At 67.9% G+C, this 23914-nt stretch carries 27 protein-coding genes and 1 pseudogene; 18 read left to right on the top strand and 10 right to left on the bottom strand.

All coding sequences use genetic code 11. The features are described from left to right. Positions 1 to 127 precede the first annotated feature (127 nt). Both H7J06_RS29235 and H7J06_RS29240 read right to left on the bottom strand, forming a co-directional pair. Positions 128 to 1120 (bottom strand): Acg family FMN-binding oxidoreductase, encoded by a 993-nt coding sequence (locus tag H7J06_RS29235; protein WP_264043043.1) that lies wholly within the window; start codon positions 1118 to 1120, stop codon positions 128 to 130. Further along, positions 1117 to 2046: a universal stress protein gene (locus H7J06_RS29240; RefSeq protein WP_264043045.1), complete on the bottom strand. Its 930-nt coding sequence runs from the start codon at positions 2044 to 2046 to the stop codon at positions 1117 to 1119. The genes H7J06_RS29235 and H7J06_RS29240 overlap by 4 nt, the downstream gene beginning before the upstream one ends. 248 nt (positions 2047 to 2294) lie before the next feature. On the opposite strand from H7J06_RS29240, the gene H7J06_RS29245 reads away from it, so the two are divergent. Continuing rightward, positions 2295 to 3944, top strand: a complete 1650-nt coding sequence (locus H7J06_RS29245) for a GAF domain-containing sensor histidine kinase (RefSeq protein ID WP_264043132.1) — start codon at positions 2295 to 2297, stop codon at positions 3942 to 3944. Here the strand turns inward: H7J06_RS29245 and H7J06_RS29250 are convergent. Next, the gene (locus H7J06_RS29250; protein ID WP_264043046.1) at positions 3941 to 4372 is read right to left on the bottom strand and encodes a pyridoxamine 5'-phosphate oxidase family protein; all 432 of its coding nucleotides are present in this window, start codon (positions 4370 to 4372) and stop codon (positions 3941 to 3943) included. The genes H7J06_RS29245 and H7J06_RS29250 overlap by 4 nt on opposite strands. A gap of 247 nt (positions 4373 to 4619) precedes the next feature. On the opposite strand from H7J06_RS29250, the gene H7J06_RS29255 reads away from it, so the two are divergent. After that, a complete protein-coding gene (locus H7J06_RS29255; protein ID WP_264043134.1) occupies positions 4620 to 5624 on the top strand; it encodes a zinc-binding alcohol dehydrogenase family protein in 1005 nt (334 codons plus the stop codon). Between the two features lie 25 nt (positions 5625 to 5649). On the opposite strand, the gene H7J06_RS29260 is transcribed toward H7J06_RS29255, so the two are convergent. Then, positions 5650 to 5925, bottom strand: a complete 276-nt coding sequence (locus tag H7J06_RS29260) for a dsRBD fold-containing protein (protein ID WP_264043048.1) — start codon at positions 5923 to 5925, stop codon at positions 5650 to 5652. 341 nt (positions 5926 to 6266) lie between these two features. Here H7J06_RS29260 and dosR point away from each other — a divergent pair, with 341 nt between their 5' ends. The 6 genes from dosR to H7J06_RS29290 all read left to right on the top strand — a co-directional run bounded on the left by dosR (position 6267) and on the right by H7J06_RS29290 (position 11085). Continuing rightward, a complete protein-coding gene (gene dosR / locus H7J06_RS29265; protein WP_264043136.1) occupies positions 6267 to 6914 on the top strand; it encodes a hypoxia response regulator transcription factor DosR/DevR in 648 nt (215 codons plus the stop codon). A 131-nt stretch (positions 6915 to 7045) separates the two neighbouring features. After that, complete coding sequence (locus H7J06_RS29270) at positions 7046 to 7852, top strand: adenine nucleotide alpha hydrolase family protein (RefSeq protein WP_264043050.1); 807 nt, start codon at positions 7046 to 7048, stop codon at positions 7850 to 7852. A gap of 34 nt (positions 7853 to 7886) precedes the next feature. After that, the gene (locus H7J06_RS29275) at positions 7887 to 8750 is read left to right on the top strand and encodes a universal stress protein (RefSeq protein WP_264043051.1); all 864 of its coding nucleotides are present in this window, start codon (positions 7887 to 7889) and stop codon (positions 8748 to 8750) included. Positions 8751 to 8881: 131 nt separating this feature from the next. Then, on the top strand, positions 8882 to 9595 hold the full coding sequence (locus tag H7J06_RS29280) for a VIT1/CCC1 transporter family protein (RefSeq protein ID WP_264043053.1): 714 nt from the start codon (positions 8882 to 8884) through the stop codon (positions 9593 to 9595). A gap of 83 nt (positions 9596 to 9678) precedes the next feature. Further along, entirely contained in the window at positions 9679 to 10035 is a 357-nt protein-coding gene (gene fdxA / locus H7J06_RS29285; RefSeq protein WP_264043055.1) for a ferredoxin, read from the top strand. Positions 10036 to 10083: 48 nt separating this feature from the next. Continuing rightward, positions 10084 to 11085: an Acg family FMN-binding oxidoreductase gene (locus H7J06_RS29290; protein WP_372515430.1), complete on the top strand. Its 1002-nt coding sequence runs from the start codon at positions 10084 to 10086 to the stop codon at positions 11083 to 11085. A gap of 7 nt (positions 11086 to 11092) precedes the next feature. Here H7J06_RS29290 and H7J06_RS29295 read toward each other — a convergent pair whose 3' ends face one another. Genes H7J06_RS29295 through H7J06_RS29305 form a run of 3 tightly spaced genes read right to left on the bottom strand, consistent with a single transcriptional unit; the run spans position 11093 to position 13702 of the window. Next, on the bottom strand, positions 11093 to 11962 hold the full coding sequence (locus tag H7J06_RS29295) for a metal ABC transporter permease (protein WP_264043057.1): 870 nt from the start codon (positions 11960 to 11962) through the stop codon (positions 11093 to 11095). Beyond that, complete coding sequence (locus tag H7J06_RS29300) at positions 11959 to 12747, bottom strand: metal ABC transporter ATP-binding protein (RefSeq protein WP_264043059.1); 789 nt, start codon at positions 12745 to 12747, stop codon at positions 11959 to 11961. The genes H7J06_RS29295 and H7J06_RS29300 overlap by 4 nt, the downstream gene beginning before the upstream one ends. After that, positions 12734 to 13702, bottom strand: coding sequence for a metal ABC transporter solute-binding protein, Zn/Mn family (locus H7J06_RS29305; protein WP_264043061.1), 969 nt, complete (start codon positions 13700 to 13702; stop codon positions 12734 to 12736). Before H7J06_RS29305 ends, H7J06_RS29300 begins: the two co-directional genes overlap by 14 nt. A gap of 170 nt (positions 13703 to 13872) precedes the next feature. On the opposite strand from H7J06_RS29305, the gene rpmG reads away from it, so the two are divergent. Next, positions 13873 to 14037 (top strand): 50S ribosomal protein L33, encoded by a 165-nt coding sequence (gene rpmG, locus H7J06_RS29310; protein WP_264043063.1) that lies wholly within the window; start codon positions 13873 to 13875, stop codon positions 14035 to 14037. Beyond that, positions 14037 to 14147 (top strand): annotated as a pseudogene (locus tag H7J06_RS29315) (30S ribosomal protein S14); the annotation flags it as partial. The gene rpmG and the pseudogene H7J06_RS29315, both read left to right, overlap by 1 nt. Positions 14148 to 14164: 17 nt before the next feature. Here H7J06_RS29315 and H7J06_RS29320 read toward each other — a convergent pair. Beyond that, on the bottom strand, positions 14165 to 14548 hold the full coding sequence (locus tag H7J06_RS29320) for a DUF2511 domain-containing protein (protein ID WP_264043064.1): 384 nt from the start codon (positions 14546 to 14548) through the stop codon (positions 14165 to 14167). A 142-nt stretch (positions 14549 to 14690) separates the two neighbouring features. Between H7J06_RS29320 and H7J06_RS29325 the strand changes: the two genes are divergently transcribed. Next, positions 14691 to 15155, top strand: coding sequence for a nuclear transport factor 2 family protein (locus H7J06_RS29325; protein ID WP_264043066.1), 465 nt, complete (start codon positions 14691 to 14693; stop codon positions 15153 to 15155). A gap of 73 nt (positions 15156 to 15228) precedes the next feature. Beyond that, positions 15229 to 16218 carry an NAD-dependent epimerase/dehydratase family protein gene (locus H7J06_RS29330; protein ID WP_264043068.1) on the top strand — a complete coding sequence of 330 codons (990 nt, stop codon included), beginning with the start codon at positions 15229 to 15231 and terminating at the stop codon, positions 16216 to 16218. Here H7J06_RS29330 and H7J06_RS29335 read toward each other — a convergent pair. Continuing rightward, positions 16212 to 17069, bottom strand: coding sequence for an NAD(P)-dependent oxidoreductase (locus H7J06_RS29335; RefSeq protein ID WP_264043070.1), 858 nt, complete (start codon positions 17067 to 17069; stop codon positions 16212 to 16214). The genes H7J06_RS29330 and H7J06_RS29335 overlap by 7 nt on opposite strands. A 142-nt stretch (positions 17070 to 17211) precedes the next feature. Between H7J06_RS29335 and H7J06_RS29340 the strand changes: the two genes are divergently transcribed. After that, positions 17212 to 18009 (top strand): RsiV family protein, encoded by a 798-nt coding sequence (locus H7J06_RS29340; protein WP_264043072.1) that lies wholly within the window; start codon positions 17212 to 17214, stop codon positions 18007 to 18009. Between the two features lie 3 nt (positions 18010 to 18012). On the opposite strand, the gene H7J06_RS29345 is transcribed toward H7J06_RS29340, so the two are convergent. Continuing rightward, a complete protein-coding gene (locus H7J06_RS29345; protein WP_264043074.1) occupies positions 18013 to 18423 on the bottom strand; it encodes a cupin domain-containing protein in 411 nt (136 codons plus the stop codon). 565 nt (positions 18424 to 18988) lie between these two features. On the opposite strand from H7J06_RS29345, the gene H7J06_RS29350 reads away from it, so the two are divergent. The 5 genes from H7J06_RS29350 to H7J06_RS29370 are packed head-to-tail and all read left to right on the top strand — an operon-like array spanning position 18989 to position 23910. Next, positions 18989 to 19087: a potassium-transporting ATPase gene (locus H7J06_RS29350; RefSeq protein WP_264043076.1), complete on the top strand. Its 99-nt coding sequence runs from the start codon at positions 18989 to 18991 to the stop codon at positions 19085 to 19087. Next, entirely contained in the window at positions 19084 to 19173 is a 90-nt protein-coding gene (gene kdpF / locus H7J06_RS29355) for a K(+)-transporting ATPase subunit F (RefSeq protein ID WP_264043078.1), read from the top strand. Before H7J06_RS29350 ends, kdpF begins: the two co-directional genes overlap by 4 nt. Then, entirely contained in the window at positions 19173 to 20843 is a 1671-nt protein-coding gene (gene kdpA, locus H7J06_RS29360) for a potassium-transporting ATPase subunit KdpA (protein WP_264043080.1), read from the top strand. The genes kdpF and kdpA overlap by 1 nt, the downstream gene beginning before the upstream one ends. 1 nt (position 20844) lies before the next feature. Then, positions 20845 to 22998, top strand: coding sequence for a potassium-transporting ATPase subunit KdpB (kdpB, locus tag H7J06_RS29365; protein ID WP_264043082.1), 2154 nt, complete (start codon positions 20845 to 20847; stop codon positions 22996 to 22998). A gap of 3 nt (positions 22999 to 23001) precedes the next feature. After that, positions 23002 to 23910, top strand: coding sequence for a potassium-transporting ATPase subunit C (locus H7J06_RS29370; RefSeq protein WP_264043084.1), 909 nt, complete (start codon positions 23002 to 23004; stop codon positions 23908 to 23910). Positions 23911 to 23914: the final 4 nt, after the last annotated feature.

Consider the following 23914-nt stretch of genomic DNA (forward strand, 5'->3'; position numbering starts at 1 on the left):
AAGGCACGGATACGTCGACGGTGCTGGGCCTCACCGATCATCCTGCTATTCGACGACGGACACCCTTCGGATGGGTCGCGGGGTCACCGCGACCGGGCCACGATGACCGGCATGCGGGGCACGGGCGTCACCACCACGACGTGCCGTCGAGCCGGCACACCACCTCGCTTAGGGGGCGCCGCGGCGTGGCGGGCAACGGGTCGGCGTTGACCGGCGGCCAACCCACGCGCACCAGCATTTGCGGAAACTCCTCACCGTCGAATGCGTCGGCCCGGATCGCGTCACGCGTCTCGCCGACCTCCAGCACCTCGGTGACGGGGCAACTCGCCATGCCCAGTGAGGTTGCGGTGAGGATCGCCAAACTGGTGGCCTCGCCGGCCCGCAGTCGAGCCAGGTCGTCGTCGTCGACCGTGCCGAAGGCCAACAACTCGCCGTGGTCGTCGGCCGCGGCGGCGTCGGGGGGTTGGGCCAACCCGGGGCCCGCGAACAGACGGCCGGGCACCGGGGAATCCGGGTCGGACTCGGGAGTGTTGCGTGCGGGCACCCCGGCGACGGACCGGTGGCGGCCGCTCCACATCGTCAGTTCGCCGAGATACTCGGCGTCGGTGGCGTGGTGCCAGACGGCGTGCGCGAGGGCGGCCCGCAGCTCCGTCGACGGACTCATCCGTCGCATCACGATGCCCGTTCGGGCCACTCTCATGCCCATCAGCGCAACGTCGGCATGGGCCACCGGCCACCCGCTGAAATGCCGACGGTCGGTGCGACGCCTCGGGATGGCCGCCGCCAGAGCGATGTCCACGTCTCCGGCGACGTAGGGCTGCAACTCGATCGACGCGAGGTGCGTCGGCTCTGCGGGATTGGGAAGGCGACGGACCTTGCTGTGCCAGCCGAGGGCGGCGAGCGCGACGACGCAGTGGTTGAGAGTGGCGCCGCAGCTCACCATGGAGTCCCGTCCGTCGGGGTCGGTGTGAACCAGCTGCCTGTCGGCGTCGAGGTACAGGTGAAGGCTCGCCGGGCCGATCTTCCACCGCCATGGCTGGACGTTGTGCACGGACGGTGCCCTGGTGGCCAACGCGAGCGCGCTGCCCAGCGTCTCGCGCCCGGGAAAGTGCGTGTTCATTCCACCACAACCTCCGTTGGACGGCCGTCGGCCCGAACGCCAGTGTCGAAGGGACACAGGATGACTGGGACTGCACAGTGGTGCAGCAGGTTGGCCCCCGTCGACCCCAGAGCTCCGGGTCCCAGGGAATCGTGGCGGCGACGTCCCACGACGACCATTTGGGCGCAGGCGGCGTGCAGCGCCAGGGCGTGACTTGCCTTGGCGGACTCCCCTATCCGCGTGACGTGTACGGCGGGATGTCGCTCGTGCCACGGTTCGACGAGTTCGTCGAGCCGCGCCCACTGCCCCTTGGTGTTGGCGTCCCAGTCGACCACGCTCGGTCGGTGCACTTGGGCGAATCCCTTGAGTGCCCAGGAGTGCACGACCCACAGCGGAGCGTCGAGCCGATCGGCGAGTTCGAATGCCAGCCCCAACGCACCGCCGTCGCGTCCCGACCCGTCGACGCCCACCAGAATCGGCCGGTGGGACGGTGCGACGGACCCACCTCGCCACGCCACGACCGGACAGTGCGCGCGGGCCAGTGTCGCCAACGCGGTGGAACCGACGAGCAGCGCCCCCAGTGCGCTTACGTCGTCGCAGCCCAGCACCAGGAGCCGCGCGGACCGAGTCGCCGTGGCGAGCGCATCTTCAGCCGACTCGGTGGAGGATGCGGTCGTCACCGTCAGATCGGGGCGATCGGCGTGGACGGCTGCCCGCGCGGCCTCGAGGTACCGGTCGGCCCAGTCGTGGTGGTCGGCCATGGCTGCCGACCGCGCCGCCATGGCGACCTCGGACGGCGCGTGCCCCACATACGGTGTGGCGGTGACGATGTGTAGCGGTGCGTGCAGTCCATCCGCGAGCGCCGCTGCCCAGCGTGCGGCGTCGGTCGCGCCCACGGACCCGTCCACCCCGACCACGACCGGGGCGCGGGTCTCGCTCGTTGCCATGTTGCTCCTTTGCCGTTGGTGTGCATTGGACCAGCAACCGGAGAGCGTCGGCAGAGTCGAAGTGCCCTGAATCAGGGGGCGATTGCCCCGACGAAGCTCCGTCCGGCCCGCGGGGCTCCCCTAACGGCGGTGGCGAGAGGCACGTTACGATCTGAGTCCCTAGAACTCGGCGGGTGAGTTGGCTCATGGTCCACGACGACGGCGATTTCACTTTTTCCGAGCTAAGCCGGCCCGGGCGGGTGGCCAGCATGCACGCCCAACTCGACGAGATCGTGGCCTCCCGTGACCAGCTGGAACGTCTGCTGCGGGTGATCGTCGGCCTGGCCTCCGATCTCGAGCTCGACGCGACCCTGCACCGCATCGTGACCGCCGCGATGGAGCTGACGGGAGCTCGCTACGGCGCGTTGGGCGTTCGAGCCGACGACGGCCGGTTGTTGTCCTTCGTGCACTCGGGGATCGAGCCGGCGACCGCGGAGCGGATCGGCCACCTACCGGTCGGCAAGGGTGTCCTCGGTGTGCTACTCGACTACCCCGAGCCCCTGCGCCTCGACGATCTGGGCACACACCCCGCCGCGGTGGGCTTTCCCGAGCACCATCCGCCGATGGGCGCGTTCCTCGGGGTGCCAATAACGATCCGCCAGAAGAACTTCGGCAGCCTGTACCTGACCGAACCGACTGCCAACCCGGTGTTCACCGATTCCGACGAAGTCGCCGCGCGGGCACTGGCGTCGGCCGCCGCGGTCGCCGTCGACAACGCCCGGCTGTTCGACCGGGTACGCATGACCGGCGAGTGGATGGAGGCCAGTCGATCGATCACGACGGCGCTGGTCTCCGAAGCCGGCCCGGTGGCCCGGCCGCTGACGATGATCGCCGAGCAGGTGTGTGCACTGACCGGATCCGAGCAGGCGATCGTGCTGGTGCCCAGCGACGCCGATCTGCCCGCCGAGGAGGTCGAGACCTTGGTGGTGTCGGCCGCGGTGGGATTGTCGGCCGACGAGGTCATGGGTCAGCAGGTGCCCGTGGAGGGCTCGACCACCGGCGGCGTCTTCCGATCGGGTACTCCGCTGATCACCGCGTCGCTCCGGCATCCCATCCAGGCGTTCACCGACGTCGGCCAGCGGCCGGCGATCGTGATGCCGCTGCGTGCTCGTCGCAACCAGACACTCGGCGTCCTGGTGGTGGCGCGCAACCAGCGCGACGCTCCCTTCGACGACAGTCTTCTCGACCTGGTGAGCGACTTCGCCGACCATGCCGCCGTCGCCCTGGTCCTGGCCGAGAGCCGGGAACAGGCGCGGCAGCTGTCGGTCATCTCCGACCGCGAGCGCATCGCCCACGACCTGCACGACCACGTCATCCAGCGGCTGTTCGCGGCCGGAATGGACCTGCAGGGCACGATCGCTCGTTCCCGGTCCCCGGAGATCACGCGACGGCTGAGTCGGACGGTCGACGAGCTGCAGGGCACCATCGACGAGATTCGGAGCAGGATCTTCGCCCTGCAGTCGCCCGAGCCGGAGGCCGGCCTCCGCGAGAGAATTCAGGACGCCGTCGCAGCCCTCACCGAGGATCGTGACATCGAGACCACCGTGCGCATGTCGGGCCCGCTGAGCGTGGTGGACGGCGAGGTCGCCGAGCATGCGACGTCGGTCGTCCACGAGGCCGTCAGCAATGCGGTCCGACATTCCGGCGCCCAGCACCTCGCGGTATCCGTCGAGGTCGCCGACGAGCTCACCGTCGACGTCACCGACGACGGCTGCGGCATCGATGCGGCCAACCCAAGACGGAGCGGGCTGACCAACATGCGGCGCCGAGCCGAACTTCTGGGCGGCGGTTGTCAGATCGACGCCGGTCCCGATGGTGGCACTCGCGTGCACTGGTTCGTCCCGCTGGACAGGATCTAGCCCGAACCGCCGTTCGAGTCGCCGCCGAAGCGGAAGGTGCGACCGGTGATGTCGGAGGGCGTGATTCGGATGAACTGCTCCTTCGGAGTGGTGATCCACGGCAGCACCTGGGCACGCTCGGCGGCGGCAAGCTCGTCGCTCGACGTCATGATCCGCGCGTGGCCCTTGACCACCACGCTCCATCCTTGGACCGTGTCGTGCTCGTCGACTTCGAAGGCCACTCGTCGATTGACCGCCGCGCCGGCCAGCTTGGTGCCTTCCGCCGTCCGAATGAAGATCGACCGATGCTGCACGACGAAGTTCACCGGGAAGACGTCCGGTTGACCGTCGACGCTGATGGCGAGCCGCCCGAGTGTGCTGCCCGCCAACCGCGCCCAGCTCTCGGGTTCGTTCATCGCCGCGACCGGTCCCGCCCCCAAGCTGGTCATGACTGCGCCTCCGCAACTTCCACCATGGCCGTCGGGAGCCACCCACGTCTCGTGTTCATGTCGCGAGGTTAGGCAGCACCCGACGCCGTCCGATAGAGGCAAACGTCCCAGATCGAGCACGCGAAACCCGCGTCATCGCACCATGTCGTGAACGGCGACCACGATGCGTGTCGGCGTTCTATCCTTGAGTCCACGGCGCCCTCCATCCCACCGTGAATCGCAGGTCACCATGACGCCCGACGACACCATGAACGCCTGGGTGGTCGCGACGCCCGGCCCGATTCGGTCGAATCCCCTTCGCTACGAACGCAAGCCAATCCCACGGCCGGCGCATGGAGAGATCCTCGTCCACGTCGACGCGTGCGGTGTGTGCCGCACGGACCTTCACGTCTCGGAGGGTGACCTGCCGGTCCACCGCCAGCGGGTGGTTCCCGGGCACGAGGTCGTGGCGACGGTCGTCGACCTGGGAGCCGGTGTCACCGATCATGCAGTCGGCGACCGGGTCGGCGTCGCGTGGCTTCGTTCGACGTGCGGCAGGTGTCGTTACTGCCTGCGCGGTGCGGAGAACCTCTGTCCCTACTCGCGTTACACCGGGTGGGACGACGACGGGGGGTATGCCGAATATTGCACGGTGCCATCCGATTACGCCTATCGCCTGCCTGCGGGCTACGACGACGTCGAACTCGCACCGCTGATGTGTGCGGGAATCATCGGCTACCGCGCCCTGCAACGCGCCGACCTTCCCGAGGGCGGCCGGCTCGGTATCTACGGCTTCGGGGGAAGCGCTCACCTGACCGCGCAGATCGCGCTGACCATGGGCGCCACGGTGCACGTGATGACGCGCGGCGAGCAGGCACGAGGCTTGGCGCTCGAACTCGGCGTGGCGTCGGTCACCGGGGCCCGCGACGCACCGCCTGAGCCGTTGGACAGTGCCATCCTCTTCGCGCCCGTCGGGGATCTGGTGCCGCCAGCCCTGCGCGCCCTGGACCGCGGCGGCATTCTTGCCATCGCGGGCATCCACCTCAGCGACGTTCCCGTGCTCAACTACGAGCGAGAACTGTTCTACGAACGCGAGATCCGCAGCGTCACCGCGAATACCCGCGCCGACGGGGAAGCCTTCCTTCGATTCGCCGGCGAGCATCGCCTGCAGGTGAGAACCCACGAGTATCCCCTCGCAGGTGCTCAACGAGCTCTCGCCGACCTGGAGGCGGGCCGCTTCGACGGTGCCGCGGTGTTGCGCAACCCGATCTGAGTCACGTCTCCGCTCGCAGGGTCGTTCAGCGCACCGACACGTCTTCACCGGTGACCGACGAGATGTCGCCGGCGGAGGTGACGAACAACTGTCGGGTCAGGTGCGTCAATGCCCGTGCGACGGCGAGTTCCTCGCCGACCCGCTTGGGGTAGTCGTCGTCGGGATCGATCTCCGCGTCTCCCACCCCGACCAGATCGACGTAGCGCCAGTGCAGGTGCGCCTTGGCCTTGGTGTGGTCGTCGTGGTGACGAACGGTGATCGTCACGGGGTAGGTGGTCTCGTCGTGCTCGTGGTGGCTCATGGGGCGCTCCTGGGTTCGGGACTCGTGGTGTCGACTCTCGTTCCCGACACCCGGTTGGCGCCAGGGCCCTAGGTCCTCGGGATGGGCGAGCACGGTGCAACGTTCGTCGGGAGAGGACTTACGCCTCTGTCCGGTCGCCCGGCGCATGAATATCGTGGGATGACCATCCCGCAACCGCTTGGAGTCCAGATGCCCGAGGCTTCGCCGCCGTTCGGCGATCACGACTGCCCGACACCGCCCCGTGCGGAGTCCGCCACACCATGACGTACTCCAGGCACAATGGCCAGCAGGTCGACGATTCCGCGGTCGGTGCGGTGACCCCCAGCGGGCAGGGCGCAGCGATGGTCACGGTGTTCCTCGTCGACGATCACGAGGTCGTCCGCCGCGGCCTGATGGATCTGCTCGGTGCCGATCCCGACCTCGACGTGATCGGTGAGGCGGGCACGGTGGCCGACGCCATGGCGCGCATTCCCGCCCTTCGCCCCGACGTTGCCGTCCTCGACGTTCGGCTGCCCGACGGCAACGGCATCGAGCTGTGTCGCGATCTGCTCTCGCGGATGCCGGAGCTGCGATGCCTGATGCTGACGTCGTTCACCTCCGACGAGGCGATGCTCGACGCCATTCTGGCCGGGGCCAGTGGGTACGTCGTCAAGGACATCAAGGGGATGGAGCTCGCCAGGGCGATCAAGGACGTCGGTGCGGGCCGCTCCTTGCTCGACAACCGGGCCGCGGCGGCCCTGATGGCCAAGTTGCGTGGGGCCACCGACCACGCCGACCCGCTGCAGGGGCTGACCCCCCAGGAACGCATCCTGCTGGACTTGCTCGGCGAGGGTCTGACCAACCGACAGATTGCCGCCCGGATGTTCCTCGCCGAGAAGACGGTCAAGAACTACGTCTCGCGTCTGCTGGCCAAGCTCGGCATGGAACGACGCACCCAGGCAGCCGTCTTCGCCTCCAAGCACGGCCGCCCCGCCCGTACCGAGGACTGATCCCCCGACGGCCGAGGGCCGAAGGACACCAAGACGAACGGGGCGGAAGTCAGCACCGCGACGAGGCACCGACGGCGCCAGCGGAACGGCTCGGCGCCAAGGGTGACCGTGAAGAGGAGTCCAACGACTCTATGACGGCCGCGCCGCCCGAGCGACCGTGGGACATGGACTTCGGCACCCGTCACATGGATCTTCCAGAAGGAGACGTCGTCGTCGGCGTCAACCGCTCCATGGGCGCGCGTGCCGCGGCATCGTGGGCGGCGATCGAGGCCTCCGGCCGCGGCGTTGCGGTGCGGCTGGTGGCCGTGATCCGGGACGACCACGAGCGGCCTCAGGCGGAGGAATCCTTGCGCTGCGCCAGGGCTTCGGTCGAGAACCAGGCGCCGGCAACGTGCGTCGACGAAGTAATACGTTACGGCGAAACACGCGACGTCCTGGTGGAGGAATCACGCGGCGCGGCGATGATCTGTCTGGGCACGAGTCATCGCGCCGGCAGTCCGCTGGAGGCCGACGTCGTCGCGATCGTCGAACGTGCGAGCTGCTCGGTGGCCGTCATCCGCCCGGAGGACTTCACCGGCGCAGGGCATTCCGGCGTCGTCTCGGTGGTCCTCGACGACGACCCCGGCAACGACGCCGTCGTCGCGCAGGCCATGCGCGAGGGCCGGCTCCGCAACGCCGTCGTGCGTCAGGTCGACCATCGGCTCGACAGCTGGGTCCGTCGTTTTCCCGACGTTACCGTCGAGATCGTCGCGGACGGAATGGGACGCCGCCCCGGTTGCACCGACGACCGGCGGCCAACGCAACTGGCCGTCCTGCCCAAGGCCGACACCGCGCACCTCAGCGGCTTGGCAAGCAGCAGCTACCACCCGATCCAGGGATGCCCCGACCACTCCATGCTCTTCGTGGCGTCCGACGTCGAGCGGGCTACCCGGACGTAATCGACTACGTCACAACCGAACTGGGAGTACGCACATGCGAGAGCTCAATATCCCGACACCCTCGGTGGTGGTCGGCGTCGACGGATCTCGCTCGGCCCTTGCCACCGCGTCGTGGGGGGCGGACGAGGCAGTCGCCAGAGGCGTTCCGCTGCGCCTGGTATCGGTGGTCGACGACACGACGGCACGAGACGGTACGGCGGCGGGGCGAGCACTCGCGGCGGCCGACGCTGCGGTGCGGCTCGGCCTCGCCTCGGCGGGGTCGCCGACCACACGCGTCCGGATCGACCTCGAAGTCCTGCGGGGGCGGCCGGTCCACCGGTTGCTCGAGGCTGGCCGCGGCGCCACCATGCTCTGCATCGGCTCCGTGGGGGCCGCGGGTGCGGCGTCGGGTCGTCTCGGCTCGACGGCGCTCGGACTCGCCGACGGCGCGCACTGTCCCTTGGCCATCGTCCGCCAATCTCGTCCGTCGTCGGGTTTGCACGAGTCGGTCGTCGTCGAGCTCGACGGCTCGTCCGACGGAGACGCGTTGCTGCGCCTCGGCATCGACGAAGCGCTGTTGCGCCACGCACCCCTGGTCGTCATCTCCGTCTGGCAGGCAGACGTGACCGACGTGCACGACGTTCGCGCCGTCGCCGAACAAAATCGGAGGATTCGGGCTCAGGTGAACCGTCGCCTTGCCTGTGCGCGACGGCAGCACCCGGAGCTCGAGGTCGTCCCCGTCGCCGTCCGCGGGACCCTGCTGAACTACTTCTCCCACCACCACGATTCGATCCAGCTCCTCCTCATCGGCCGCCGCCGAGCGCACGGTGTCGCCGAGATGATCGGAACCGCGAGTTACGCCGCATTGCGCGACAGCGACTGCGCAGTCCTGGTTTGCGACCAGCACGCCACGCACTGACGTGTCCGGCCCGTCACCAGCGTGACGACTGAACGCGGCTGTGCGCGAGCTGATTACGGCCGATGCGTGGGTCCACTTTGGCTAGCCTAGGTTCGCTGGCGGATGTGCGGTTGGACCGCTAGCGTTGCCCCGTGTCGACGAGTCCGCATCCTGCCGAGCCTCATGTGGGTTCGGTGTCCTCGAAGCTGAACTGGCTGCGCGCGGGCGTCCTCGGCGCCAACGACGGCATCGTCTCCACCGCGGGCATCGTGGTCGGGGTCGCCGCGGCGTCGGCGTCACCCGGCCCGATCTTGACCGCGGGGGTCGCCGGACTCGTCGCCGGGGCCGTCTCGATGGCGTTGGGCGAGTACGTGTCCGTGAGCACCCAGCGTGACACCGAGCGCGCCCTACTCGGCCAAGAACGCAGGGAGCTGCGCGACGACCCGGCTGCCGAACTGGACGAGCTCGCGGCGCTGTACGAGGCCAAGGGCTTGTCGAGCGCGACGGCCCGCACCGTCGCCGAAGAACTCACCGACCACGACGCCTTCGCCGCTCACGTCGATGTGGAACTGGGCATCGACCCCACCGACCTGACCAATCCCTGGCAGGCCGCCCTCTCCTCGGCGGTGTCCTTCACCGTCGGCGCGCTCCTCCCGTTGATCGCGATCCTGCTACCACCGCATTCGTTGCGCATACCCGTCACCGTCGTGGCGGTGCTCGTGGCACTCGTCGTCACCGGGGCGGCGTCGGCCACGCTCGGCAAGGCCCCCAGGCAGCGTGCGGTGACCCGCAACGTCGTCGGCGGAGGGCTGGCCTTGGGCATCACCTTCGTCATCGGACACCTCGTCGGCGCGGCCGTCGCGTAATCCGTCGGCAGGGACTTTCGTCCCACGACCACTGGCCGTTGGGCCCTCGTCGGCGGCTAGTGCGGTTCCTAGGCTCTTCCACCATGACCTATGTGATCGGAAGCGGTTGTGTCGACGTCATGGACAAGTCCTGCGTGCAGGAATGCCCCGTGGACTGCATCTACGAAGGCGACCGGTCGCTCTACGTCAATCCGGACGAGTGCGTGGATTGTGGTGCCTGCAAGCTGATTTGCCGCGTCGATGCGATCTACTACGAGACCGACCTGCCTGACGATCAGCAACAGCACCTCGCCGACAACGCCGCGTTCTTCAGTCAGGTACTGCCCGGCCGCGACGCACCGTTGGGCTCCCCCGACGGTGCGGCGACCCTCGGGCGGGTCGGAGTCGACACTCCGCTCGTCGCGAACATGCCGCGGAAGGCGAACCCACCTTCGGCGTGATCGGCGACGTCAGTTGGCCAGTCTCCCCACACGACTGAAGGGATCATCGTGTCGAAACCCATGGCGCCCAGCGGTGTCATCGCCGACGCCGTGCACCTCGCGTGCCGCGCTCCGTCATTTCACAACAGCCAGCCCTGGCGGTTCGTCGGGAGGGGAGCGGGGGTTCTGCACCTCTTCCTGGACCGTGACCGCCTGGTGGACACCGATTCCTCGGGTCGGCAGGCACTGATCAGTTGCGGGGCGGTGCTCGACCATCTCGGGGTCGCGATGGCGGCGGCCGGGTGGGTCGCCAACGTCGACTACTACCCGAACCCCAACGACAGCGCCCATCTGGCGACGGTGGACTTCGTTCCGATGGAGTACGTCACCGACGGTCACCGCCGCCGCGCCGACGCGATCCTCGCGAGGCGGACCGATCGCCTACCCTTCGCAGCGCCGGAACACTGGGGCGCCGTCGAACCGCTGCTGCAGGCGGCCGTCGACGGCGATCGCGCACACCTGGCCGTCCTGTCGGAGGATTCCCGTGGCCGGCTCGCCGAAGCGTCAGCGCTGACCGAGGCGCTGCGCCTCTACGACTCTCCCTACCACGCCGAACTGGATTGGTGGACAGGACCATTCGCCACCGACGACGGAATCCCCCACAGCTCGCTGGTGTCGGCGGCCGAAAGTGATCGCGTCGACGTCGGCCGTGCCTTTCCGGTCACCCATCACGGCCAGCGCCGGGCGCAGGTCACCGAGGACCGCTCGAAGATCCTCGTCCTGTCCGCGCTCGGCGACACCCGCCGTGACGTCCTCGCGTGCGGGGAAGCGCTGTCCGCGACCCTCCTGGAAGCCACGATGGCCGGTCTGTCGACGTGCCCCCTGACCCATCTGACCGAGGTCCCCGCCGCCCGCGAGATGGTTGGTGCGCTCACCGGACACCCACTGCCCCAAGTCTTGATCCGGGTCGGGTTGGTCCCGGCACTGGACGACGTGCCACCGCCCACCCCCCGGCGCCCGTTGAGCAGCGTGCTGTCGTGGCAGCCATCGGTCGCCGAGATCTCGCGGTAGAGGCGGCTCACGGGCCGTCGTCGAGCACGGCCGCGACGCGACCGCGGCGACGGTCGACGAGCCACACCGTGAACCAGATCCCGCAGGCGACGGTGACGACGAGGAAGCTGGGCGGGACGTTGAACATGGCCGAAGCACCGAGGCCCACCCACACCGAGAACACGCTCGTCACCGCCGAGATCGCCATGGCCAGGGACGGACGAGGGGTCAGCATGATGCCCGTGGCCGCGGGTGTGACCAACAGCGCGAACAACAGCAGCGTCCCCACCGCTTGCACGGCCATCGTCGCGGCCAGCGCGAGCAACACCATGAACACGACCGAAAGAGCGCGTACGGGAACGCCCTTCGCCTCGGCGACGGCTGGGTTGACCGAGCTGTACATCAGCGGCCGATAGATCACCGCGACGCAGAGCGTCAACACCAGGAAGAGCGTCGAGAAGCCGACGAGTTGTTCGTGCGTGATGGCCAACAGGTTGCCGAACAGCACGTTGGTCATCGTGCTGGAACTCTTTGTGGCCAGGGAGTTGAAGAACAAGCCGAGACCCGTCGCGAACGCCAACGTCGTTCCGGTCACGACGTCGCGATCGGCGGCCCGCTTGCCCAGCGCACCGATGACGAGTGCCCCGCCGACGCAGAACACTCCGAGGCCGAGGACCGGAGGAACCCCGAGCAGAACTGCGCCCGTCGCGCCGGGCAGTCCCATGTGGGCAAGCGCATGGGAGGCAAAGGCGTTGCGGCGCACCACGATGAAGTATCCCATCAGCCCGGAGGCCAGTGCGACGACCGTTCCGCCGATCAGCGCGTTGTGCATGAACGGCGATTCGAGGATCGTCAACCAGTTCGGCTGGTAGCCCACGGCCAGCACGCGGGTCGTCACAGCACGCTCCTCATGTACATCTCGCCTTGCGGGGTGTGGACCACCGTGACCGGGGTGCCATACAGGTGGGTCAGCAGGGCGTCGTCCACGACGTCGGTCATCGAGGCGAAGTGCGGATGCCCGTCGAGCAGGTAGATCGCACTGTCGAGCAACGGCAACAGCGGGTTGAGATCGTGTGCGACAACCAGAATGGTGACGCCCAACTCGCCGTGCAAGCGGGCCAGCAGCGCGACGATCTCCCGCTGACTGCGCAAGTCCAGCGACGCCAGCGGTTCGTCCAGGATCAACATTCGCGGTCTTGAGACCAACGCCTCGGCGACGGCGATGCGTTGGCGCTGCCCGCCCGACAGCTGCGCGAGCCGCCGATCGGCGAAGTCGGTGGCGTCCACCGCGGCCAGCGTCTCTCGAACCCTCTGGCGCTGAGCGGACGTCGCCCGCCCGAAAGCCCAACGGCGACCGGTCAACCCGAGCATCACCACGTCGCGGGCGCGGATCGCCTCCCCCACGGTGGCGGCATAGTCCTGCGGAACGAATCCGATGCCATCGTTGTCCGCACCCGGCTTGCGACCGAAGACGCGCACGTCGCCGGAGGCAGCCGGGACGAGACCCAGGATCATGTGCAGCAGGGTGGTCTTGCCCGCGCCGTTGGCCCCGATCAACGCCACGATGCCGCCGGCGGGCACCTCGAATGTCGCCTCGGACCAGATCAGTCGCCGCCCCCGGACCGCGCTCACGTCGGTGAACGCCAGCGCCACGGAGTCGTCCTCGAGGCTAGACCGAGACACCCAGGGCCTTTGCCAGGGCGGTGAGTTGTCCGTCCTGCCACGACTCGAACGAGGTCTGCCCGGGCGGCACGGTCTCGGTGACGTCGACGACGGGTACACCGGCCTGCTCGGCCGCGGTGCGAATCTGCTCGGGGATCGAGCCCTCGGTCTGCGTGTTGTAGATCAGGACGTCGACCTGTTTGGCCGCCAGAACGGAGGTGAACGCCGCGATGTCGGCCGGTGACGGGTCGGATTCGTTGGCCGACGCCCGCTGGTAGCCCTCCGGGGTCTTGTCGACCAAGCCCATGGCTTCGGCCTGATAGTCGAAGATCCCCTCGGTGGCGGCGTAGCTCTTGCCCGACGCGCCGACCTTGATCTTGCCGATCAGGTCGTCGTACGGCTTCAGCGTCGTGGTGAGCGCGGCACGACGATCGCCGAAGTAATCCGCCGCCTGCGGGTCGAGCTTGCTCAGCTCGGCGGTCACCGCGTCGGCGACGGCGGTCACCGCCGACGGGCTGTACCAGAGGTGCGGGTTGCCGCCGTCGGCCGTCTTGGTGACCTCGGAGGCACTGACCACCGGAGCCGTCGCGGCCGACGACGCGGCCAACTTCGAGGCCCAGGCGTCGTAGTCCGCACCGTTGACGACGACCATCTTGGCGCCGGCGAAGGAAGCCGCGTCTGCGGGTGACGGTTCGTAGTCGTGCGGGTCGACCGAGGAGCTGGCCAGGATCGTCTTGACATTGGCGCAGGCGCCGCCGAGTTCAGACACGATGTCACCCCACTGGTCGACGCTGACGACCACGTCCACGGGGGCGGTCGGGCAGGCCGCGCTGGCGGTGGTGCTGGCGGCCGCCGCGTCGGCGCTGGACGAGTCGGAAGGGGCAGTCTGCCCGGAGCTGCAGGCGGCGAGGGCACCGCTCAGGGTCAGGGCGATGGCAGCCGAGAGCGGGATCGGACGGGGCAACGAGGGAGTCATGACGGGAACGATAATCGTTTCCATTAACAGGACGTCAGTCGCCCCCGTCCCCACGGCGACCCGGGGGTGGCCGGTTGCCATGCGCAATCGAGCCGCGCTACAGTTCGCCCTATTGACAATCATTTTCAATAAGCGGGCATGATGCACCGCGTGAGAAGGAGGCATTTCCGTTGTCCGGCAACGACATCCGACCGGTCGTCAAACTTCGTTCGACGGCCGGCACGGGATACACGTACGTCACCCGAAAGAACCGACGCAACGATCCAGATCGTCTGGTCATGCGGAAGTACGACCCGGTGATCCGCAGACACGTCGACTTCCGCGAGGAGCGCTGATGGCCAAGCGGTCCAAGATCGTCAAGAACGAACGGCGCCGAGCCACGGTGGCCCGGTTTGCCGAACGCCGCGCCGAGCTGAAGCGGATCATTCGATCCCCGGAAACCGCTGTCGCGCTGCGGTTCGATCAGGGCGCGGACGACCGTGGCGGACACAGGTCGCGTCCCCGGTCGACCATCGTGGATGTGACGTCGACGGGGACCGGCTGGCGGTCGTCGTTTATCTGGACGTAGCCGGGACGCAGGACCGCCTTGACGTCCTGATAGTGGCCGAGCCACCTGGCGTCGTCGGTGAGCGCGTACTCCGTACCGTCCGCGGTGAACGTCACCCAATCCGGCGGGTGGCACGTCAGCACGCCCCGGTCGACGGTGAAGGGCCACCGCCCGTTGCCGGCCCCGCTCTGCCATTGCGCCCGCGACACCTCGACGCTCCGCGGCGGCGGCGGATCGTCGGCGCATCCCGCCACGATCAGAGCGATTCCGGCGGCGGCCACGCCGGCCCGCGTCCCCATCCCGCGATGGTAGCGAGCGACGAGTCGGCGTGGGCCCGTCAGCGCGAGTTGACATTGTCATCTCAAGCTGTAGCGTCGTGAGATGACGGCGTCACCCGAACGAGGGTTGCCCGTTTCACCGCCGACAGGAACAGGAACCCTTATGCCCCAGCTGGATTCGGTCGACTCCGCGCGCGTCGCGCTGCGCGCGCTGGTCGACGAGTACGCGCTCGCCTCGGACACGGCCGACCTCGAACGGTTCGGATCACTCTTCACGCTCGATGCCGAGTTCGTCCTGTCGACGCCGGGGACGGCCGAGACGGTGACGCTCCGCGGCCGTGACCAGGTGAAGTACGGGCCCAGCGGAAACCAGATGTTCGAGCGGACCTTTCACGCCGTCCACAATCACGTGATCGCCGTCGACGGCGATCACGCCACGGGACTGACGTATTGCACTGCGCGGCACCTTCTTCGAAAGGCCGACGACAGCCTCGAGGTGATCCTCGCGCCCATTCAGTACCACGACGACTACCGCCTGACCGACGAGGGATGGAAGTTCAGCCGTCGAGAACTCGAGTGGACCTGGATCGAGCGCCGGCCCGCGGAGCCACCAGCGCCGTGGTGGTGAACCCCGTCCGGCACCGGTCGTGAGACCGTTGAGCCTCGGCATCGGAACGGCCGCGATCACCTAGGAGCAGTCGATGCACGTCGTCGTCACCGGCGCCAACGGATTCATCGGGCGGAGCATCGCGGCACGGCTGCGGGAACGCGGTGACACCGTCACCGGCGTCGACCTGCAGGCGGCCGCCGAACGCCAGGTGGTGGCCGGGGACGTGAGCAGTCCCGGCGAGTGGCAGCGGTCCTTCGACGGCGCCGACCTGGTCGTGCACACCGCCGCCCTGGTCTCGAACGTGCCGACCCTCGCCGAGGCGTGGCGGGTCAACGTCCGGGGCACCCGACACGTTCTCGACGCGGCCGTGCTCGCGGGAGTGTCTCGCTTCGTGCACATTTCGTCGGTCCGGGTGTTCTCCGACCTCGGCTTCCCCGACGGCGTGACCGAGGCCCACCCGGTACGTCCGGACGGCAATCCCTACGTCGACACCCGGGTGGCAAGTGAGCAGGTCGCCCTCCAGGCCCACGCCGCCGGCGAAATCGCGGTGACGGTGGTGCGTCCCGGTGACGTCTCCGGACCGGGCTCTCGCCCGTGGACCGTTCTGCCCGTCGAGTTGATCAAGAAGAACCGGTTCCTGCTACCGGCGATGGGTCGCGGCGTGTTCAGCCCGGTGTACGTCGACGACCTTCTCGACGGCGTGCTGCTGGCCGCCGAGTCGCCCGTGGCAGCCGGGCAGGTCTACACCATCGGCGGTGCGGCGGCCGTCTCGTGCCGGGAGTTCTTCGGCCACTACTACCGAATGCTGGGCAAGCGCGGGCCGATCGTCGTGCCCACTGCCGCTGCGCTGGCCGCGGCCCGAGCGGCAAGCACCTCGGCGCGGCTCTTGAGACTGGACACCGAACTCAACGCCGTCACCGTGCGGTACCTCTGCCGGACCGGCACCTATTCGATTGCCAAGGCGCACAGCCAACTCGGCTACCAGCCAGGGGTGTCACTCTCCGTCGGAATGGCGCGCACGCAGGCATGGCTCACCGAGCACGGGCTGTTGTCGCGGACACGCAGGCGCGACGGTCAGTAACCGAAGTAGACCGCCGCCATGTCGTCGTCGCCGTGCCCGGCCGCACTGGCCGCGTCGAAGGCGGCGAGGACGCCGTCGACCAGCACCGTCGACAGTCCCGTCGCCGCGATCGCGTCCCTGATCAGTCCGGTGTCCTTGCGGACGCCGTCGACGCTGAACTGTGGTGCGAACGACGAGTCGATGATCGCCTTGCCCTTCATCTGCAGGTAGGGCGAGCCCGCCGCGGATCCGTCGAACGCCTCCAGCATCAGCTGCTGATCCACGCCGAGGCCCTTCGCGAGGGCGAGCGACTGACCGACGGCCGCGGCCAATGCGCCGATCCACGCGTTGCAGACCAGCTTGAGCTTCGACCCGAGACCGAGCTCGTCCCCCACCCAGATCGTCTTGGCCGCCATCGCCTCGAACGCCGGCTGCACCCGTTCCCGCAGTGCGGGGTCACCGGAGGCCAACATCACCAGTTTGCCCTGTTCCGCGGGCGCCTTGGTGCCGAGCACCGGGCAGTCCAGGAACGCGACGCCGTGCTCGGCGGCAACCTCTGCGGTTCGTGCGGCGCCGTCGAGGCCGACGGTCGCGCACTGCACGAAGACCGCGCCCTCCCTCATGGCCGGCAGCACCGTGGCCATCAACTCGAGCGTGGCCGCCGCGTCGAACAGCATCGCCACCACGACGTCGGCGTCGGCGACGGCCGCGGTCGGATCCAAGGCCACCACGGCGCCGTCGTCGGCCAGCGGTTCCGACCGCTCGGCGGTGCGATTCCAGACCGTCACCTCGATGTCCTCGCGCAGCATCGACTGCGCCATCCCCGCGCCCATGGCGCCCGTACCCAGAACCGTCACTCGCATGACCGCCATTCTGCCCGCCACCGCCCGGCGCCGACATTTCACCGTGGGCTGCGGGTATGCGGCGCTACCTTCGCCCGGTCCGCTTCACGGGGACGGCGCCCGTTAACCTGGCGTTCGCGGCGCGGTGCCGCGTTTGCCAGGAGGATCACCCATGCGCTCTCTCAGCGTGGCCACACTCGCCACGGTCGCCACCATCTTCGGCTCGGCCGGCGTCGCGGCGGCTGCACCCAAGGACTACTGCGCCGACCTCAAGGGTGCCAACACCGGCACCTCGTGCGTCATCCAGCTCGCCGACCCGGCGTACGGCGTGACCATCAGCATTCCGCAGGACTACCCCGACCAGAAGTCGGTCGCCGACTGGGTCTCCCAGACGCGCGACGCGTTCCTCAACGCGGCGAAGTCGGGGGCACCCCGCAGTGCGCCGTATCAGTTGACGGTCACGCCGACGGAGTACACCTCGGCCGTTCCTCCGCGTGGCTCGCAGGCCGTGGTGTTCAAGGTGAGCCAAAGCCTCGGTGACGCGAATCCGAAGACCACCTTCAAGGCGTTCAACTGGGACCAGACCTATCGCAAGACGATCACCTACACCGCCGCACCGGACGACAAGCTGAACACGCCGCTGTGGCGGGTCGACGATCCGCTGCCGACCGTCGCCCCGATCGTCCAGTCCGAACTGCAGAAGCAGCTGGCACCGCCGCCGCCCGTCGCGCCGCCGACGCCGGCCGCGGGACAGCCGGTGACCCCCACGACCACCACCACACCGCCACCGGCGCCCGCACCGCTGCCGATTTCGTCGACCGCGCTGTACAACCCGGCCAACTACCAGAACTTCGCGGTGGTCAACGACGGCGTGATCTTCTTCTTCGACCAGGGCGTGTTGTTGCCCGACTCGGCCGGGCCGTTGCAGGTGCTGGTGCCCCGGTCGGCGATCGACCCGATGATCGCGTAGCGCTTAGTCGCCGGCGGACTCGATCGGGTACGGATGCGCGGGGTCGGATTCGTAGCAGATCGCAAACGGTTTGTTCGTGATGAAGAGGAACGTGACGTCGTTGTCGGCGGTGGCGCCGTGCTCCATCCAGCCACCCTCGGGAAACCACACGAAGCTACCGGGCCCGTACTCGCCCTCGTGCGTGTTCAGCACTCCGTCGAGGACGTACATGCCGTGAGCATGCGGATGGGTGTGCCACACGTTGGTGAAGCCCGCGGCATACCGCAGCATGAACACCTGCATTCCCGTGTCGGGATCGGAAAACAGTTCCTTCGAGGGTATTTCGGCGCCGATCTGCGGGACCACGAAGGTCGACCACGGCATGCGGCTCGAGTCGGCGACGGTGAGTTCTATCTGGTTGCTCGGTACCTTCAACTGTCCGGCTCCTCCCGAATCGTCCCGCGTCGGTCGCGGGACTTCGAGCAGAACCTTAGGAATCCACTGTTTCCGAATGGTTTTCAATGGATTACGTGGCGATGTCCGCATGCGCTACCCCGCGGGCGTCGTCACCGTTGAACCGTCATGGCTTCGCGAAACCCGCTGCTGCCAAGATCTTCTCCCCGACACGGCGGTGACCTTCCCGCACACGATCACGTGTCTACGCCCCGGTCGCACACCGTCGTCGCGTCCATACGGGATCCATACGACGTGGCCGGCAATCCTGACGAACGACGATCGCGCCTCTCACGACGCGACGGATCGGGACGTCTGAGGCCCGTGTCGCGGGACGTCACCGTGACCGCCCCCGCGCTGACCTGCCGACCCCGGCGCCGCCTCGTCGGCGGCGCATGGATTGCGTCAAGGACCCTTCCGGGCCCGTAAAGGAACCGTAAAGGGCCGCGATCGACGCATTTTCGAGGTCTAGCTTTCGAAGCAGTGCCGCGTCGCGAGAAGCATCGCGACGGCCACCGCGAGTCACCGGTGCCTGCCGGCTCGCTCAGTGAATGGAGATGAAATGTCGGTCTTGCTGTACGTCGTGCTGACGGTGGCGATCTTCGCGCTGCTCGGCCTGGTGCAGAAGGTGGTCGAGGGACTGTGAGTTACCAGAACTTGATCGGCCTGGCGCTGGTGGCGGGTCTCGCGATATTCATGGTCGCGGCCCTGCTCTTTCCGGAGAGGTTCTAGTGAGCACCACCACCGCGGGGCTCACATTCCTCGCTCTACTGGTCTTGGCCCTCGCCGCAGTCCACGTCCCCCTCGGCGACTACATGTACCGGGTGTACAACTCGGACAAGGACTCTCGTGCCGAGCGCCTGATCTATCGACTCATCGGCGCCGATCCGAAGGCCGAACAGACCTGGGCAGCCTACGCCCGCAGCGTGCTGGCCTTCTCGGCGATCAGCGTCTTGGCGCTGTTCGTCTTCCAGCTCGTACAGGGCAAGCTGCCTCTGCACCCCAACGACCCCGCCACCGAGATGACCCCGGCGCTGGCCTGGAACACCGCCATCAGCTTCGTCACCAACACCAACTGGCAGGCCTACTCCGGTGAGAGCACCCAGGGCCACCTCGTCCAGATGGCCGGACTCACCGTGCAGAACTTCGTCTCCGCCGCCGTCGGCATGGCCGTCGCCGTGGCGCTGGTGCGCGGATTCGCCCGCACCCGCACCGGCGACCTCGGCAACTTCTGGGTCGACCTGGTGCGTGGCACCATCCGCATCCTGCTGCCCGTCGCGTTCGTTGCCGCGCTGATCCTCATCGTGGGCGGAGTGATCCAAAACTTCCACCTACACGACCAGATCGTCACGACGCTGAACGGTGCTCGACAGACCATCCCCGGTGGCCCGGTCGCCAGCCAAGAGGCCATCAAGGAGCTCGGCACCAATGGCGGTGGCTTCTACAACGCCAACTCGGCACACCCCTTCGAGAACCCGACGACGTGGACCAACTGGATCGAGATCTTCCTGCTGCTGGTCATCTCGTTCTCGATGCCACGCATGTTCGGCCGCATGGTCGACAGCAAGAAGCAGGGCTACGCGATCGTCGCCGTCATGGGCGTCATCGCCCTGCTCAGCACCAGCCTGATGCTGGTCTTCCAGATGCAGCACCACGGCACCGTCCCGACCGCGGTCGGTGCGGCGTCCGAAGGCGTCGAGCAGCGCTTCGGGGTGTTCGACTCGGCCATCTTCGGCAGCGCCACCACCCTCACCTCGACGGGCGCCGTGGACTCCTTTCACGACTCGTACACCAGCCTCGGCGGCATGATGACGCTGTTCAACATGCAACTCGGCGAGGTCGCCCCCGGCGGTACGGGTTCCGGTCTCTACGGCATGCTGATCCTCGCCGTCATCACGGTATTCGTCGCGGGCCTCATGGTCGGGCGGACGCCGGAATACCTCGGCAAGAAGATCACGCCGCGCGAGATCAAGCTCGCGGCAGCCTACTTCCTGGTGACTCCGTTGATCGTGCTGACCGGCACGGCGATCGCGATGGCGGGCCCCGATCAGCGGGCCTCGATGCTCAACACCGGACCGCACGGCTTGTCAGAGGTGTTGTACGCGTTCACGTCTGCGGCCAACAACAACGGCTCCGCCTTCGCGGGCATCAGTGTCAACACCACGTGGTACAACACCGCGCTCGGGCTGGCGATGGTGCTGGGCCGGTTCCTGCCGATCATCCTGGTGCTCGCCCTGGCCGGTTCGTTGGCCAAACAGGGCAGCACGCCCGAATCGGTCGGCACCCTGCCCACCCACCGACCGCAGTTCGTCGGCATGGTGGTCGGTGTCACCGTCATCCTCGTCGCACTCACCTTCCTACCCGCTCTAGCGCTCGGGCCACTCGCCGAAGGAATTCACTGACATGTCCACTCCAACAATTGATTCCACCCCGATCCAGCACGCCGGACCACAGCCTGCCAAAGGCCAGGTCAAGGGCGGGCTGCTCGACCCCAAGATGCTGCTGAAGTCACTGCCCGACGCAGTGCGCAAGCTCGATCCGCGCACCCTGTGGCGCAACCCGGTGATGTTCATCGTCGAGGTCGGCGCCGTCTGGAGCACGATCCTGGCGATCGTCGAACCGTCGTGGTTCGCGTGGCTGATCGTCGTCTGGCTCTGGCTGACGGTGATCTTCGCCAACCTCGCCGAAGCCGTCGCCGAAGGGCGCGGCAAGGCCCAGGCCGACACTCTTCGCAAGGCCAAGACCGACATGGTGGCGCGTCGTCTGAACGGATGGGCGCCGGGCGTAGCGGGCACCGAGGAGGAGGTCGCCGCGCCCCAGCTCGCCCAGGGCGACGTCGTGGTGGTGGAAGCCGGCCAGACCATCCCGGGCGACGGTGACGTCGTGGAAGGCATTGCCTCAGTCGACGAATCCGCCATCACCGGTGAATCCGCGCCCGTCATCCGCGAATCCGGCGGTGACCGGTCCGCCGTGACCGGCGGTACCACGGTGCTGTCCGACCGGATCGTCGTGAGGATCACCCAGAAGCCCGGCGAGAGCTTCATCGACCGGATGATCGCGCTCGTCGAGGGCGCCAACCGGCAGAAGACGCCCAACGAGATCGCGCTGAACATCTTGCTTGCAGCGCTGACGCTGATCTTCGTCTTCGCCGTCGCCACCCTGCAGCCACTCGCGATCTTCTCCAAGGCGAACAACCCTGGTGTCCCGGACTCGTTGGCACTCAACGGCGACGGCATCAGCGGCATCGTCATGGTCGCCCTGCTGGTGTGTCTCATCCCGACCACCATCGGCGCCCTGCTGTCCGCCATCGGCATCGCCGGCATGGACCGTCTGGTGCAGCGCAACGTGCTCGCCATGTCCGGGCGTGCCGTCGAGGCCGCCGGCGACGTCAACGTGCTGTTGCTGGACAAGACCGGCACCATCACCCTCGGCAACCGGCAGGCGTCGGAGTTCGTTCCACTGCCCGACGTCACCGCAGAGCAGCTCGCCGACGCCGCGCAGCTCTCCAGCCTGGCCGACGAGACCCCGGAGGGGCGCTCGATCGTCGTGTTCGCCAAACAGGAGTTCGGCCTGCGAGCCCGTACCCCCGGTGAGCTCGACGGCGCCGAATGGGTCGAGTTCACCGCCATGACGCGGATGTCCGGCGTCAACCTCACCGACGGCCACCAATTACGCAAGGGCGCAACCAATTCCGTAGCCGAATGGATTCGCAGTCACGGCGGGTCGGTGCCAGATGCACTCGGCGCCGTCGTGGACGAGATCTCTGCCGCCGGTGGCACACCGCTGGCGGTCGGCGAGGTCCGAAACGGCACGGCCACCGTTCTCGGCGTCGTCCACCTCAAGGACGTCGTCAAGCAAGGCATGCGGGAACGGTTCGACGAGATGCGCAAGATGGGCATCCGCACGGTGATGATCACCGGTGACAACCCGTTGACCGCCAAGGCAATTGCCGACGAGGCCGGTGTCGACGACTTCCTGGCCGAAGCCACCCCCGAGGACAAGCTGGCGCTGATCAAGCGCGAGCAGGAGGGCGGCAAGCTCGTCGCGATGACCGGCGACGGCACCAACGACGCCCCCGCCCTGGCGCAAGCCGACGTCGGCGTCGCGATGAACACCGGCACGTCGGCTGCCAAGGAGGCCGGCAACATGGTCGACCTCGACTCCGACCCGACCAAGCTCATCGAGATCGTCGAGATCGGCAAGCAGCTGCTGATTACCCGTGGGGCCCTGACCACGTTCTCGATCGCCAACGACATCGCCAAGTACTTTGCGATCATCCCGGCCATGTTCGTGGTGCTGTTCCCCGGCCTGGACCTGCTCAACGTGATGCGGCTGCACAGCCCGCAATCGGCGATTCTCTCGGCGGTCATCTTCAACGCCATCGTCATCATCGCGCTGATCCCGCTGTCACTGCGCGGGGTGCGCTACACCCCGAGCAGCGCGTCAAAGCTGTTGAGCCGCAACCTCTTGATTTACGGCGTTGGTGGCATCGTCGCCCCCTTCGTCGGGATCAAGCTCATCGACCTGTTGATCCAATTCCTCCCCGGGATGTCCTAAGACATGAAAATTCAGAGCATTCTTCGCCAACACCTCGCCGCGATCCGCGCACTTCTGGTGCTCACCGCGATCACCGGCATCGCCTACCCACTCGTCGTCTGGGCCGTGGCCATGCTGCCCGGCCTCAACGACAAGGCCCAGGGCTCGATCATCACCGAAGCCGGGAAACCGGTTGGCAGCTCGCTGATCGGCCAGATGTTCACCGATGCCGACGGCAATCCCATCCCCAAGTACTTCCAGAGCAGGCCCTCGGCGGCCGGTGACGGGTACGACCCCATGGCCACCAGCGCCAGCAACCTGGGACCCGAGAGCATCGTCGACACCCCCGCGGACCCGTCGCTGTCCGCGGACGCCAACGGTTACAAGGCGAGCCTGCTCACCCTGGTGTGCTCGCGGAGCAAGGCGGTGGCCGAGTTGGACGGAGTCAGCGCCGCGCGCCCGTTCTGCACCGGTGACGGAGTCGGGGCGGTGCTGTCGGTGATCGGGCCCCGCGATGCCCAGGGCAACGTCGTCAACCCCACCCGGGCGGTCAGCGTCAACGAGCCGTGCAACGCCACCAAGGCACCGTTCCTGGCCACCTACGAAGGCGTCAAGGTCGAATGCGCGAAGTTCGGCGAGGACTACACCATCGGCCAGATCGTGCCGATTCGCGGTGCGGCGTCGGCCGAGCCCGCCGTGCCCGCCGACGCGGTGACGGCCAGCGGCAGCGGCCTCGACCCGAACATCTCCCCGGCCTATGCCGACCTTCAAGTCAGCAGGGTCGCCAAGGCCCGCGGCACCACTGAGGACTACGTGCGCAACGTGGTGGCGGCCAACACCTATGGCCGCGATCTGGGATTCATGGGCGAGCCACGGGTGAACGTTCTGGAGCTCAACCTGGAGCTGGATCAGAAGTTCGCGGCGAAGAGCTGAGCCG

This window comes from Mycolicibacterium hodleri, from assembly GCF_025822245.1.
GTDB classification, from domain to species: domain Bacteria; phylum Actinomycetota; class Actinomycetes; order Mycobacteriales; family Mycobacteriaceae; genus Mycobacterium; species Mycobacterium hodleri.